Source organism: Methylorubrum extorquens, assembly GCF_024169925.1.
Classification (GTDB): Bacteria; Pseudomonadota; Alphaproteobacteria; order Rhizobiales; family Beijerinckiaceae; genus Methylobacterium; species Methylobacterium extorquens_A.
Genome location: NZ_JALJXF010000001.1, coordinates 760,594 through 774,705 on the forward strand (window position 1 = coordinate 760,594; position 14,112 = coordinate 774,705).

The following is a 14,112-nucleotide window of genomic DNA, read 5'->3' on the forward strand; positions in this document are numbered from 1 at the left end:
GCGAGCAAATCCTAAGCAATTGCAGCCTAGCTTTCCGTCCGCATCGGCGGAGTTTGTTACGGAAAGTGTCTGCCGGCGGTGAAAAATCTTACCAGAATAGCCACAGACAACGCAGAATGTAGATTGAATACTTGGAAATCGGCTGTGTGATATTACGGCCTCTACAGTTAGAAAATTAAGGTAAACAGTTCGTTTGCATCTGAAACCGCAATTTATCCTTCAAATGAATGATGCGGCTGCTCCCGACCTCTCGTATTTAACACCTCGTTAACAACTGCACGAAGCAGCCGACCCACTCGGTAGACTGGTCAACAGCCAGTTAATACCGGGCAAGCGCCTGCGGGATGACAGAATTCAACACGCAGGGGATCAGTCATGAAGCACTTCACCATCGCCGCCATCAGCACGCTTGCCCTCCTCGCCGGAGCACCTGTTCTCGCCGCCAGCTTGAACGATGCGACGACTTTGCAGGACGGAACCAGCAACAAGCTCGATCTGACGCAGACCGGCACCAGCGGCACCGCCTCGATTGAGCAGCTGGGCAACAACAACGGCAACACCGCTTCGGGCGCCACGAGCACGCAGTCTGGCCGGAACAACGGTGTCGAGATTCTGCAGTCCGGCAACAGGAACTCGTTCGTCACCAATCAGGACGGCGGCAACGGCAACGTCATCGACCTGACGCAGCGCAGCCGTAACAACTACGCGAACATCCAGCAGAATGGTGGCCGGAACGCCACCACGACCGTCGAGCAGAGCGCCGGCCGCGGCGGCTCCGCTGCACACAACGCCTTCACGGAACAGACCGACGTTCGCAACTCGCAGATCGAGCTGGGGCAGACCGGCTCCAGCCAGTTCGCCTACGCTTCGCAGACCGACGATACGCGTGGTGACTCGAACATCTTCATCGATCAGTCGGTCTCAGGCAACGTGGCTCTCGCTGGCCAGTCGAACGTGGTCGGCTCTACGCTGAATATCGGTCAAATCGGCTTCGGTAACGTGGCAATCGCCGGTCAGGTTGGTTCCAGGGACACGACCGGTACCGTCAATCAGTGGGGCATCGGTCAGGTCGCGGTCGTCGCCCAGAGCGGAAACGTGGACTCAACGGCGCAAATCTCGCAGATCGGATTCTCGAACTTCGCCAATGCTCAGCAGACGAATTCGACGGGAAGCGATATCTTCGCGAACCAGTCCGGCGACAACAACGTCCTTTTCGTGAACCAGAACAATTCGGATGCTGCACAGATCATGTCTGTGCAGTCCGGGTCTGGCAACGGCGCCATCATCACGCAGGCGAATTCGAACAATTCCGGTATCGACCTCCTTCAGGCCGGAAACCTGAACGTTGCGACTCTCGAGCAGTTCAATTCCGCTGCTAGCACGATCACCGGCGTCCAGATCGGAAATTCCAACACCCTGACCGCCTCTCAGCTCAACAGCGCAAACAGCACCATCCTGAGCGCGCAGCTCGGGAACGGAAACATCGCGACCGTTACGCAGGGCCGCCGCTAATCGACGGCGAGCCATCATGAGACGTGGCCACCCTTAGAACGGGGTGGCCACGCCTTTGGCGAGCGCATCATAGCCATCGACCTGTCCTTATCAGGCCGGTGGCCGCTCTCTTTCGGACTTCGCTTCAGCCTTGACGACCGGAAAGCCTTCTACGCCGACAAGACCCATTACGGATCAGCGATCATATCCCTCGGCAGGGCCGCCGTATCCAACACTCGTGAGCGTGCGATCCGTTAGAAATGGCACTTGAGCGTACGCCTTTTGTACCGAGGCGCGGAGTTGACCATGGACCGCAACGTCTCGCCCCCGCCCATCGTCTGTGTGCTGTCCGAGCACCGCCAAGGTTCGCAAGTGCAGGTCGAGGCAGACGTCCATTCGAACCGGCGGCAATCCGGCCACTACCGTCTTTCGGTGGTGAAGCAGGGGCCATCCGGCAGCGCGCAAATCAGCCAGCAGTCGGAATTCCTCCTCGTGCCGGGCTCGCCTGTACGGGTTCAGGGATTGAGCTTCTCCCTGGAACCATACGGGCGCTATCGCGCCAGTCTCACTCTTCGTACCGGCGACGCCGAGTATGCCTGTGAGCGGGAGGGGCCGGATGGATCTGATCTGATGTAACGGCACTTTGGGGCTGCGCGGGTGATCGCGTTCTCATCACCTGAGCCGGGGGTTCGGCGGAGCTGCGACGGGATCGGCGACCGGCTCGGCTCTGTGGCGCGCGGGACACGGCGAACCGACGGAAAGCCCAAGGCCAGGGCACGGGTCTGGTTCCGCGTTGACTTCAATCTATGCGTACCACAATACAATGCAAACGAAGCGACGGTACCGCTTCCCCGAAATGCGTTCTTAATCCATCTCATTATCGCAAAATTAAAACTCAGTGTGCTCTCTCGACTGTGTAGAAGCACCAATGGATCGTAAGACGGCAACGGACGGCATGACAAGATGAATAGCTCAGTCCAGAGAACCACGCACCGCTCGACGGTCGTTTGTCTTACGGCTCTGGGCGTTCTGGTGTCCTTCTCCACGGTCTCAACGGCTCAGCAATCGAGCGCTGCTTCAGGGTCTGTCGGCCGGCCAATCCCAACCGAGGTGGCCGTCGAGTACGCGACGATCGGTTCGACCACCCTTCCAATCCGGATCCTGGGTCTGAACGGTGGCGGATCCGGAGCCACCAGCCAGACGGCGTCCAATCAGCAGGTCGGCAACGCCAACCGCACCGACATCCGTCAGAGCGGCGGCGGTAACGCGGCAGCGGTTCAGATCTTCGGCGACGGCAACACCGCAGCGATCACGCAGCAGGGGTTAAACAACACCGGACAGGGTGCCCTGACCGGTTCGAGCATCCGCTTCGACCTCCAGCAGAACGGGCTCGGCAACAGTGCCAATTTGAGCGTCAACGCGCCCATGGGCGCGAACCTCACTGCAGGCGCGAACGTCCAGGTCCGTCAGGACGGCAGCGGCAACAGCCTGACGGGGTCTGTCCCGGGCGCTGCCGAGGTCGTCGTCAATCAAATCGGCAACAGCCTTTCAGCCGATGTGAGCCAAGTCGGTGCCGCCAAGAGCATCAACGTCTTGCAAGTCCGCACCCGCTGAGGCGGGGACGCAGGCAGCTTGAGAAAGTGAGACCCACCGTGAAGACGTCTTTCCTGGCGGCAAGTGCTCTGCTGGCGCTCTCGGCTGGTCCGGTTCTGGCGGGCAATCTCATCTACCAGCCGATCAACCCGGCCTTTGGTGGGAGCCCGCTCAACGGAGGCTGGCTGCAGAGCGAAGCCAATGCTCAGAACATTCCGCAAGCCCGTGATCAGCGCCTGAATCAGATCTTCACCAGCCAGACCGGCCGTGCCGGTCAAACGCTGACACAAGGGCAGATTTTTGCCCAGCAATTGCAGTCACAGCTCTTCAGCTCGCTGGCCAATCAGATCACGCGGGCGATCTTTGGCGAAAATGCCCAGCAGAGCGGAACGTTCGAATTCCAGGGCACGACCATCAATTTTGCACGACAGGGTGCGAACGTCCGAGTCGACATATTCGATGGCACGACGACCAGTACGGTCGTCGTCCCTGCCGGCCCTTGAACATCGCTGAGACCAATCTCGCCGAGTCCGCACGAGCGTCAGGATCGAATCGGACGCAAGAGTTTCGGTGTTTGCGCCACGATAATCCGAAGGTTGCGACAAGCAGCCCGGTCATGATTGGGATTCTAGATCCTTATGTGGGCTGAAAAACTCTCGATCCGACGCCTTGTCGTCGGTGGCCTCGTCGGCGCCGCGCTTGGCTTGGGCGGATGCGTCCCCGTCGGCGGCCGCGAGCCGCTCAACGAGGCGCCGACCGTCACCGAGACGTCGCCGACCGGGCTCGACCTCGCTCTGCTGCCGCCGCCGTTGAAAGCGGTCGATCTGGCGGTCTACAGCTTCCCGGACCTGACCGGGCAGAACAAGCCGAGCGACAACTTCGCGGAGTTCTCCCGCGCCGTCACACAGGGTGGCGCGGCCTTCCTCGTAGATGCCCTGCGCCGCACCGGCGGTGGCCGCTGGTTCCGGGTCGTGGAGCGCGGGAGCCTCGCTAACATCCTTCAGGAACGGCAGCTCATCCGCGCCACCCGCCAGGAGTTCGACCAGGACAACGCCAAGCCCCTCCCGCCGATCCGCTTCGCCGGTCTGCTGGTCGAGGGTGGCATCCTCGCCTACGACGCGAACTTCGTCACGGGTGGGATCGGCGCCCGCTACCTCGGTATCGGCGGCGATATCCGCTATCGGCGCGACGTCGTCACGGTCGGCATGCGCATCGTATCCGTCCAAACCGGCGAGGTGCTCACCAGCGTCACAACGACGAAGACGATCTACTCGATCGGGCTCGCGACCAACACGTTCCGCTACGTCGCCGTCAACAAGCTCTTCGAGTTCGATGCCGGTGTGACGCGCAACGAGCCGACCCAATTCGCCGTCCGCGAGTCCATTGAGCTGGCTGTCTATTCGACGCTGATGGAGGGCGTGCGAAAGGGGCTCTGGAAGTTCCGCGATCAGGACGTCGGTCAGCGCCTGCTCCAGCAATACATCGAGCGCGACAAGCCCCTTCCTGCCGTGAGCGCGAGCGTCGAGGTCGTTCCGGAAGCCGTCGTGGTGGCGAAGAACTGAGACGATGTGCAGCCAGCACCGGTGGGTGGCGCCGGCCCTCCTCACGGCCATCCTGATTGCGTCGCAGGCGCAGGCCGATGTGCGTGGCCGCCTTCCGGTGCTGGATTTGACGGCGACGGTGCAGGTTGCGGCCGTGATCGACCCTCCGGCCACAGCGACCGTCGCGATCGTCCAGAGCGTCACGCCGGAGGTGCCGGTTTCGGCGATCTCGACGCTCATTGCCCAAGCCGCATTGAGCTCCGGCGTTCCGTCCGACTTCCTCCTGCGGCTGCTGAAACGGGAGAGCGGATTGAACCCAATGGCCGTGAGCCCGAAAGGCGCGCTCGGCATCGCGCAATTCATGCCGGCAACCGCAGCCGAGCGCGGTCTTGGCGATCCCTTCGATCCCGCTCAGGCGATTCCGAAGGCCGCCGAACTGCTGCGAGATCTCCGGTCGCGATACGGGAACTGGGCCTTGGCGGCAGCGGCCTACAATGCCGGCCCCGGACGGGTCGACGCGTGGCTGAGCGGCCGCCTGGACCTCCCGAAGGAGACGGTGGACTACGTTGCCAACATCACCGGCGTGAACACGCCGGGTTGGACCGAAGCCTATCGTCCGTCCGGCACCGGCTGGCCGCTTCAGATCGCTTCTTTCACGGCACCGCCTTATCCGTTCGGCTCAGCGGTCGGGTTCGCTGCGGTCCGGATATCGAGTCGCCCGGAGCCATCGGTTGAGGGAAAGAAAGCTGCGGGCCCCGCGGGCAGCTCGAACGCACCACTCTCGTCGGCCCAGCTCCGCGCCGCCGCCGGTGGTGTTCTGCGATCGTCGGGTGGAGCAAGCGGCCCCTGTGCCGCCCTGCTCAGCCCCGGCGCGCAATGTTTGAATTTTAGCCGGTACTGATCGACCGTCGAAGCCCGGCCGTGGGGAGCCGCCCGGTAGGGCAAAAGCCGCGAGCGATCCGCTTGAGGCGAGGCGTCCGGCCTTAGCGGCCCTGTCTGAGAATGATCTGGTTGAACGATCCGGACTGCGCGATGACCGCCGTGTTCGCGTAACCGGTCTGCGTCGCGCGGATGAGGTTGCCCGTACCGGTCTGCATCGCATCGATGCGATTGTACTGGCCATCCTGCACGCCATAGAAGGCGTTGCCCTGCACACCGCTTACGGTCGAAGCCTCGAGGCTGGCCGACACCCGATTCATCGTGTTGCGCAAGGCACCGTTCTCGATGTCCTGCATCGTGGTATCGGATCGCGCCACGAAAGCCGATAGGTCCTGCGCTTGCGCTGCTTCCGTGATCTGCATGACGGCAGCGCAAAGGGCGACGGTCGCAACGATTTTGCGCATTGAAAACGATCCTCACGTTCGTTCGAGGATCCTTTGCGCGCGTTAAGAAATGCTGAATCCACCGGACCCGCCCACGATCAGCGATCGCCGCAAGGCCATGCGTCAAATCCGTTCCTGCCGCCGTCCGGTCGCCGGATATCAGGCACATGGACCCATGTACGACGCGGTCCGACTCGATTTCCAGCGAGAGGCCGCCGCGATCCGCATGGCGCACCGCTCCACGACTGGTGCTCGATTCGCGAACGAAGAGAGAATGCAAATCTGCGTCACGCTTCCAGGCCTGAGCCGATGCGCGTCGGTAACCTTTCAGTAAACAAACATCGTTAACAGAATTCCGAACGTCCGACTGAATGTGTTGAGAGCGTTTGTCATCGCCTCGCGTCATGTCCAGCGGTGCGCTTCTCACGCGAGCCCCCCGAACCGGCGGCGAAGTCTGAACGAAACCGATCGTCGTCGGGCAGGCGCTACTCGTGGATTACCGTCCGAGGTCTGCCGACCTCATCATTGGAAGGCCTATGCCATGTCGGAGACGATCGAGCCGGGCAAAGGTGCAACCGGCAAGCCGATGGCGCAGCCTTCGCCCGTCGAGATGCTGAAGCAAGCGGTTACCGGTGGCGCGAAGGTCGGTGCAGACGCCACGGCGCCCGCATCCGCCCCGACGCGCAAGTCGTTCCTCGGAGCCAACGGTCGGTTGGCCGCCGCGAGCGTGGCCGCCTTGGTTGGCGGCCTGTGCCTCGTGGTGGCAGGCCCTCGCGAGCGATCCGGCGCGGAACTCGCGCAGGTCCAGGCCGAGCTATCGGCCGGGCGCTCGGACGCGGCTCGTTTCGCTCAGGAGATCGACCGGCTCGCTCGCACGGTGACGGCTTTGCGCGAGGCGAGCGAAGCTGCTCGCAGTGAGACCAAGGCGCTCGGCCATACCCTCACGGAACGGCTTGGCCGCACCGAGCAAGCGCTCGACAAGCGATTGGCGAGCCTGTCCGAGACGGTGGCCCGCGTCGATCGTGACCAAGCTGAGCGTATGACGGGCGCATTGGCGCAGTGGGAGAAGAAGCTGCAACCGGTCGCGGCCGCCGCGCCCGCCAAATCTGAGGCTAAGCCCGAGGCGCGTACGCCGGAGCCGACTCAGACCGGGAGTCTTCCGGACAAGCCGAAGATCAACACCCTCGAAGGCTGGGCGCTGCGCGATGTCTATGATGGCGTCGCGATCCTGGAAGACCGTCGCCGTCAACTCGTCGAAGTAGGACGGGGTGATGCCGTACCCGGTATCGGCCGGGTCGAGGCGATTGAACGCCGGGGTCGTCAGTGGGTCGTGGTAACACGCCAGGGCATCATCACGCCCCAAGCGTGGTAGATACGATCATTAGTACGAATCGGCGATCAGGTGACCGGCAGAATGTCGGCGGGGGTGAGTGCCGCGAGCGTCGTGCCCGGTACGGCTGGCGCCAACTCGGCCAACATGGTCGCCTGCTCGATGCGCATCCGCCCACGCTCGCGTGCCTCTTCCCGAGCCTTCGGCGTCGGGCGAAGGATCATAGCGAGCGCCTCGGTTTCACCGCGCTCGCTCAGATACTTCCCATCGAAGATTGGCATGTCCCGCTCCCACCCCCGGCGAGGGCACGCGGCTTACGAGCGAAAGCTCGACCGTGTGTGAAGAACAAACAAAACGGGGATAAGTTCCGCCTGTTCGTCAATCTTGACCGTTTCTTCATATCTGCGCCGCAACAGAACTTACTGCGGTGCGAAGCCGCACACCGTGCCAGTAACAGCCGTGCAACTCACGTTTGCGGCAGTGTCAAAAGATTGGCTGGGATGCCGCGAAAGTCTGTTTCGACTTTGTAGAGATGACCTGCCATCGGCTCGATCGTCGGATCACGTCCCCGAAGACAGGTCGTGACATAGAGCGTCGAGAAATCGTCACCGCCGAAAGCGCATTTCGTCACGAGCGGCGTCGGCATGGGCACGACGTACTCGACGCCGCCGTCAGGATCGAAACGGGTGATGCGGCCGGCGCCGTAATGGCAGATCCAGAGGTGACCCTCGGCATCGAGCGTCAGGCCGTCCGGCTTGCCCCAGCCTTCTTCGAAGCGGATCAGCGGTCGTGCTTCGCCAATCCGCCCGTCATCGAGAGCGTGAAGCCACACGATACCGTTCGCCGTATCGATCGTGTAGACACGTCGACCGTCCGGGCTGACGACCGGACCGTTGGTCACGGCGGCACGGGTACCGAACGTCTCGACCCGCGCACCGTCCCAACGGTGGAAGCCACCGGTCTCCGCCTCCTCCCCGTCGTCCATGCTCCCGAAATAGAGCCAGCCATCCGGCCCGGCATTGCCGCTGTTGAGCCGATTGCCCGCGGGGTAGTCATCCGGTCGCACCAGCGGCGTCCGTGATCCGTCCGAGAGCCGCAAGGCGGTGACCCCGGACTTGAATCCCGCGACGACGCGATCCGGATCCGGCGTCGGAACGGCGAAGCCGATCTTTTCGTCGAGCGCGATCCGAACGGTCTCGCCCGAAGCAGGCCAATGCCGCCAGATCGCCGGGTTCTCGATATCCACCCACAGCAACGATCCATCGCGGGCATCCCAGACAACCTCCTCGCCGAGGGCGCAGCCGCAGGCGACCGCAACGCGCGGCGTGTAGGGATGGACGGGTGGGGTCATCGAGGCTCCGGCACGTTCAAGGGTGGGGTGCTTCACCCCGCTTCGATCAACGCACCGCGCTTGCGCTTTTTCCTTCATCGGAAGATGGCCGGTGCGAAACCTGCGGTTTTACCGGGTCGCCTCCGCGACGAACTCGGCATTGATGGCGAAAGCCGCCATCGCGCCCTCCGCGGCGGCCACGACGGCGAATTGCACGCGGCGCGACGCATCGCCCGCGACGTAGAGACCGGGCACGTTGGTCTTCTCGTACTCGCGGGTCGGAACCACGCTGCGGGTCTCGTCGAGTTCGCAGCCGAGTTGGGTGATGAGCGGGGAGGGGCTGCAGGCGAACGGCATCAGGAAGAGTGCGGTGCAAGCCGTCTGGCTTCCGTCACGGAAGCGGAGGCAGGTGGGCCGCGATCCGTCCCCTTCCAGCCGTTCGATCTCCGCCTCGATCACCCGCACGCCGTTGCGGGCGAGCCGATCCCGATCCTTCTCGGACAAATCGCCGTCGCGACCGCTCGTGCACAAGGTGACGTCCTGGCTCCAGCCGGTCAGTTCCAGCGCGAGACCGCAGCCGCCATGCCCGCGGCCGTAGACGACGAGGGGGCGGTCGCGAACCTCGAAGCCGTCGCAATAGGGGCAGGAATGCACCCCCGTGCTCCAATAGGTGTCGAAGCCCTCGATTTCAGGGATATCCTGAGCCAAGCCGGTCGCAAGGATCAGGCGGCGCGCCCGCTCACGGGTGCCGTCGGCCTGTCGGATGGTGAAACCGTCGGCATCACGCGCGGCTTCCATGACTGCAACGTCGCGGCACTCGACGGTCTCGTAGCGGTCGAGGTCGGCCCGGCCCTGCGCGCGGAGATCGAAGGGCGGGGTGCCGTCGCGGGAGAACAGGCCCCAGGTGCGGGGCGTCGCGGCATTGCGCGGCTGGCTCGCATCGCAAAGCAGAACCCTGCGACGGGCCCGACCGAGGATCAGGGCGGCGTTGAGCCCGGCCGGGCCGCCGCCCACGATGATGACGTCATGCATGATGATCTCCCGGCGAACCCGCCGGGGATCAAGCCTCGTGATCGCGAAAGAGTTTCGCGAAAGTGCCGCCGCTCAGGCGGCGCTCTTCACCGGCACGCCCTTCTCGGAAAGGAACTGCTGCAGCTCACCCGACTGGAACATCTCGCGGGCGATATCGCAGCCGCCGACGAATTCGCCCTTCACGTAGATCTGCGGGATCGTCGGCCAGTTCGAGAAGGCCTTGATGCCATCGCGCACCGCCATGTCGTCGAGGACGTTCACGCCCTTGAAGGGCACGCCGAGGTAATTGAGGATCTGGACGACCTGACCCGAAAAGCCGCACATCGGGAATTGCGGCGTGCCCTTCATGAACACGACCACGTCCTGCGAATCGATCTCGTTCTTGATGGTGGAGTTGACGTCGGTCATCGCACGGTCCTCGTTGTCTCTTCGTCTCGTTCGGGTGTGAGATCAGACCAGACCGTCTGATTTCAAGGTCGGCTCAATCCTGCGGGACGCCCGTGGTGAGCGCAAGGGCGTGGAGCACGCCCCCCATCCGTCCCTGGAGCGCGCCGTAGACCATCTGGTGCTGGGCGACGCGGGTCTTGCCCCTGAAGGCGGAGGAAATGACGGTCGCCGCATAGTGGTCGCCGTCGCCCGCCAGATCCTTGATCTCGACGTGCGCGTCGGGCAGCGCCTCGCGGATCATCGACTCGATCTCGCGCGCATCCATCGGCATGGGGGCTCTCCGCTCGCTTTCGTCTCGTTACGCCGCAGGTGCGGCCGGCTGGCTCGCCATGTAGGCGGGGAACCAGCCCTCATGCGCGGCCTTCAGCTCGGCCACGGATATGGTCTCTTCGCCCGGCAGCACCAAGCTGTCGCCCGCGACGATGCCGACGGTCGAGGCATCGATACCCTGCGCCGAGGCGCTGTAGAGAAGGTCGGCGGCCGCCTCCGCCGGCACGGCGATCAGGTAGCGGCCCTGATCCTCGCCGAACAGGTAGGCATGAACCGGCACGCCTTCCGGCGCCGCCGGCAGGGCCGCTCCGATCCCGCCGGCCATCGCCATCTCGGCCAGAGCCACGGCGAGGCCGCCGTCGGAGAGATCGTGGACAGTGTCGGCGATCCCGGAGACGATGAGACTGCGCACAAAGTCGCCGTTGCGTCGCTCGATCGCCAGATCGACCGGCGGCGGTGCGCCCTCTTCGCGGCCCGCGATCTCGGAGAGATAGAGCGACTGGCCGAGCCAGCCCTCGGTGCGCCCGATCAGCACCAGCACATCACCCTCTCGCTTGAGCGCGACCGTGGCGTGCCGCTCGACATCATCGATGACGCCGACGCCGCCGATGGTCGGGGTCGGGAGGATGCCGACGCCATTGGTCTCGTTGTAGAGCGAGACGTTGCCAGACACGACGGGGAAGTCGAGGGCGAGGCAGGCCTCGCCGATGCCCTTCAGGCAGCCGACGAGCTGGCCCATCACCTCGGGCTTCTCCGGGTTGCCGAAGTTGAGGTTGTCGGTGATCGCGAGCGGGCGAGCGCCGACGGCCGTAATGTTGCGCCACGCTTCCGCGACCGCCTGCCGGCCCCCCTCGACCGGATCGGCCTCGCAGTACCGCGGCGTCACGTCGGTGGAGATCGCGAGACCCTTCGGCCCGTCCTCGACCCGGACGATGGCGGCGTCGCCGCCGGGCTTCTGCACGGTGTTGCCGAGAATGAAGTGGTCGTATTGCTCGTAGACCCAGCGCTTCGAGGCGAGTTCGGGCGAGCCGACCAGACGCTTGAGCGCTTCGGCGTTCGGCACGCTGGCTTCGACGCTTGCCGCAGCAATGACGGGCTGATGCGTATTGGCGATGTGCGGGCGGTCGTAGAGCGGCGCCTCGTCGCCGAGTTCCTTGATCGGCAGGTCGGCGACGGTCTCGCCGTTGTGCTTGATGACGAAGCGCAGCGTATCGGTGGTGTGGCCGATGACGGCGAAGTCGAGGCCCCACTTCACGAAGATCGCCTGCGCTTCGGCTTCCATGCCGGGCTTGAGCACCATGAGCATACGCTCCTGGCTCTCCGAGAGCATCATCTCATAGGGGGTCATGCCCTCTTCGCGGGTCGGCACCTTTTCGAGGTGCAGTTCCACGCCGAGATCGCCCTTGGCGCCCATCTCGACCGCCGAGCAGGTGAGGCCGGCCGCGCCCATGTCCTGAATTGCGATGACGGCGCCTGAGGCCATCAGCTCCAGACAGGCTTCGAGCAGGAGCTTTTCGGCGAAGGGGTCGCCGACCTGCACGGTCGGCCGCTTCGACTCGCTCGACTCGTCGAATTCGGCCGAGGCCATGGTCGCGCCGTGGATGCCGTCGCGGCCGGTCTTCGAGCCGAGATAGACGATCGGGTTTCCGACGCCGGTGGCGGCGGCGTAGAAGATCGCGTCGGTGCGGGCGAGGCCGACCGCCATGGCATTGACGAGGATGTTGCCGTCGTAGCGCCGATGGAAGCCGACGAGGCCGCCCACCGTCGGCACCCCGAAGGAATTGCCGTAGCCGCCCACGCCCGCGACGACACCGGAGACGAGGTGGCGGGTACGCGGATGGTCCGGTGAGCCGAAGCGCAGGGCATTCAAGGCGGCGATGGGCCGTGCCCCCATCGTGAAGACGTCTCGCAAGATGCCGCCGACGCCGGTCGCCGCACCCTGATAGGGCTCGATGAAGCTCGGGTGGTTGTGGCTTTCCATCTTGAAGACGCAGGCGAGGCCGTCGCCGATATCGATCACGCCGGCATTCTCGCCGGGCCCCTGGATCACGTGCGGACCCGAGGTTGGCAGGCCGCGCAGGTGCTTGCGCGAGGACTTGTACGAGCAGTGCTCGTTCCACATCGCGGAGACGATGCCGAGTTCGGTCAACGTCGGCTCGCGGCCGACGAGGGCGCGGAAGCGCTCGTACTCGTCGGGTGTCAGGCCGTGCTGGCGCACCAGCTCGGGTGTGATCGGAACATCGTTGCGAAACATCCGAAGGCCCTGTCCCAAACCTTTGCCGCAGACCGATCCGATCCCTCAACCGGAACCGGTCGATGGCGAGCCGAGCGGGCTCGCTGCGACACAAATGACTTTGCGCATCGCTCTAGAGCGGATCAGTACCGGCTGCAAAGGGCGCACACCCCCGCGATCGGATTGCGCACAAGCTGGCCGCGCATTTTTCCTACGCCAATTCTGCGCGGGCTGTCACAGGCCGCTGCGCATGGCACCGCTCCACCGCCGCGTGGACGGGCTCCCGTCCGGCGACGAAGGCGACGTAATCGAAGGCGTCCCGCTCTCGGCTCGACATCAGGAGCTGGAAATGCATGCGGAACAGGTTCCACCGCCGCCGCGCCACGAGAGCCGGCTCGATCAGATCCTCGATCTCGACGCGCATCACCGCGAAGCGGCCGGAGGGCGGCGCGGGCAGGCCGGAAGCGCTGACCGGATCGCGCAAGTGGATCGAGAGCCAGTCCCAGCTCGCCCGGATGTCGAGCCAACCGATCGCCGTGTCGCGGCCGATCCGGCCGAGGGAGCCACGCGCCTCCTCAGCCAGCGGGTCGAGGGTCAGCCAGGGAATGACGCTGCCGATGGTCACGAGCGTCACCGGCGTGCCGCGCCGGCCGAACTCGGGATCGGACTTCACGATGCGGTCGAGGCATTCGAAGGCGAGGAAGCTCGACGAGGAATGCCCGATCACCACGATCTCGGAGGCCCGTCCCTCCGCCGCGCGGATGCGCTCCGCCCAGGGGCCCAGGCGCTCGCGCATCGCCGTTTCGCGCCCCGAGGCGTGATCGTGGGTGAAGGCGGTGTCATCGACAAGATGCGTGACGTAGAGCGGCTTTCCCCGGGTCAGATGGGTCACCAAGGCAAGGATCGCGTATGCGAGCAGCGGGACAAGGGCCATGCCGGCGAGCGGCGGCAGCGCCGCGAGCGGGGTCAGCGTCACCGCCGCGACGGCGAGCGCGAGGCTCGCCAGAACGAAGACCAGATAGAACTGGTGAACGCTGACGATCACCCGATAGAAGCGCCGCGCTTCGCGCTGGAACTTCCGCAGGTAACCGGAGCGCCACAGCCGCCACCACAAGCCCGGCAGGCTCACGAGCCGGCGCAGGTTGGAGCGGGGAAAACGGTCGCGGACGATGTCGTCCCAGCGCAGGAGGCTGTAGCGCACCCGCGTCGCGTCCCCCTCGGCCTCGCTCTCCACGTCCCAATCGAGGCTGATGCCGTCGGCGGACCGGACCGGGTCGCCGACCGTGATCGCCATGCCGCGCCGTTCGGCCATGATGCGGCTCTCGCGGCGAAACAGACCCCAATAGGTCTCGGGTTCGCGGGGATCGAAGCCCGGCAGGTAGAACACCTGACGTACCGGATGCGCGTCTTCGGACTCAGGAATAGCGGACCGCCGTTTGTCTCGACTGAAGGCGGGGCGTGCGGACGACGCGCCCCTTCGCCCGCTGCCTACACGAAGCAGCGGGGCCGGGGCGAGGGCAAAA

General features: G+C 64.6%; 15 protein-coding genes. 7 read left to right on the forward strand and 8 right to left on the reverse strand.

The features are described 5' to 3' along the window. The first annotated feature begins 375 nt into the window (after positions 1-375). The 6 genes from J2W78_RS03705 to J2W78_RS03730 all read left to right on the forward strand — a co-directional run bounded on the left by J2W78_RS03705 (position 376) and on the right by J2W78_RS03730 (position 5,526). Positions 376-1,512, forward strand: coding sequence for a hypothetical protein (locus J2W78_RS03705; protein WP_253368131.1), 1,137 nt, complete (start codon positions 376-378; stop codon positions 1,510-1,512). Between the two features lie 285 nt (positions 1,513-1,797). Further along, positions 1,798-2,127, forward strand: a complete 330-nt coding sequence (gene csgH, locus J2W78_RS03710; RefSeq protein WP_253368132.1) for a curli-like amyloid fiber formation chaperone CsgH — start codon at positions 1,798-1,800, stop codon at positions 2,125-2,127. 474 nt (positions 2,128-2,601) lie between these two features. Further along, complete coding sequence (locus J2W78_RS03715) at positions 2,602-3,105, forward strand: curlin repeat-containing protein (RefSeq protein WP_253368134.1); 504 nt, start codon at positions 2,602-2,604, stop codon at positions 3,103-3,105. 38 nt (positions 3,106-3,143) lie between these two features. After that, complete coding sequence (locus J2W78_RS03720; RefSeq protein ID WP_253368136.1) at positions 3,144-3,587, forward strand: curli assembly protein CsgF; 444 nt, start codon at positions 3,144-3,146, stop codon at positions 3,585-3,587. Positions 3,588-3,722: 135 nt separating this feature from the next. Further along, entirely contained in the window at positions 3,723-4,646 is a 924-nt protein-coding gene (locus J2W78_RS03725; protein WP_253368137.1) for a CsgG/HfaB family protein, read from the forward strand. Between the two features lie 4 nt (positions 4,647-4,650). Further along, positions 4,651-5,526 (forward strand): lytic transglycosylase domain-containing protein, encoded by an 876-nt coding sequence (locus tag J2W78_RS03730; RefSeq protein ID WP_253368138.1) that lies wholly within the window; start codon positions 4,651-4,653, stop codon positions 5,524-5,526. A gap of 82 nt (positions 5,527-5,608) precedes the next feature. On the opposite strand, the gene J2W78_RS03735 is transcribed toward J2W78_RS03730, so the two are convergent. Then, positions 5,609-5,968, reverse strand: coding sequence for a hypothetical protein (locus J2W78_RS03735; RefSeq protein ID WP_253368139.1), 360 nt, complete (start codon positions 5,966-5,968; stop codon positions 5,609-5,611). Between the two features lie 520 nt (positions 5,969-6,488). Here J2W78_RS03735 and J2W78_RS03740 point away from each other — a divergent pair. Continuing rightward, positions 6,489-7,319 carry a hypothetical protein gene (locus tag J2W78_RS03740; RefSeq protein ID WP_253368140.1) on the forward strand — a complete coding sequence of 277 codons (831 nt, stop codon included), beginning with the start codon at positions 6,489-6,491 and terminating at the stop codon, positions 7,317-7,319. A 26-nt stretch (positions 7,320-7,345) separates the two neighbouring features. On the opposite strand, the gene J2W78_RS03745 is transcribed toward J2W78_RS03740, so the two are convergent. From J2W78_RS03745 to J2W78_RS03775, 7 genes are all read right to left on the reverse strand, one after another. Further along, complete coding sequence (locus J2W78_RS03745; RefSeq protein ID WP_253368141.1) at positions 7,346-7,558, reverse strand: hypothetical protein; 213 nt, start codon at positions 7,556-7,558, stop codon at positions 7,346-7,348. A gap of 185 nt (positions 7,559-7,743) precedes the next feature. Continuing rightward, positions 7,744-8,628: an SMP-30/gluconolactonase/LRE family protein gene (locus J2W78_RS03750; RefSeq protein ID WP_253368142.1), complete on the reverse strand. Its 885-nt coding sequence runs from the start codon at positions 8,626-8,628 to the stop codon at positions 7,744-7,746. Between the two features lie 108 nt (positions 8,629-8,736). Next, a complete protein-coding gene (locus J2W78_RS03755; RefSeq protein ID WP_253368143.1) occupies positions 8,737-9,639 on the reverse strand; it encodes an NAD(P)/FAD-dependent oxidoreductase in 903 nt (300 codons plus the stop codon). A gap of 72 nt (positions 9,640-9,711) precedes the next feature. After that, a complete protein-coding gene (gene grxD, locus J2W78_RS03760; protein ID WP_253368145.1) occupies positions 9,712-10,047 on the reverse strand; it encodes a Grx4 family monothiol glutaredoxin in 336 nt (111 codons plus the stop codon). 73 nt (positions 10,048-10,120) lie between these two features. Further along, complete coding sequence (locus J2W78_RS03765) at positions 10,121-10,357, reverse strand: BolA family protein (protein WP_253368146.1); 237 nt, start codon at positions 10,355-10,357, stop codon at positions 10,121-10,123. 27 nt (positions 10,358-10,384) lie between these two features. Then, complete coding sequence (gene purL, locus J2W78_RS03770; protein WP_253368147.1) at positions 10,385-12,610, reverse strand: phosphoribosylformylglycinamidine synthase subunit PurL; 2,226 nt, start codon at positions 12,608-12,610, stop codon at positions 10,385-10,387. 190 nt (positions 12,611-12,800) lie between these two features. Then, positions 12,801-13,976, reverse strand: coding sequence for a hydrolase (locus tag J2W78_RS03775; RefSeq protein WP_253368148.1), 1,176 nt, complete (start codon positions 13,974-13,976; stop codon positions 12,801-12,803). Positions 13,977-14,112: the final 136 nt, after the last annotated feature.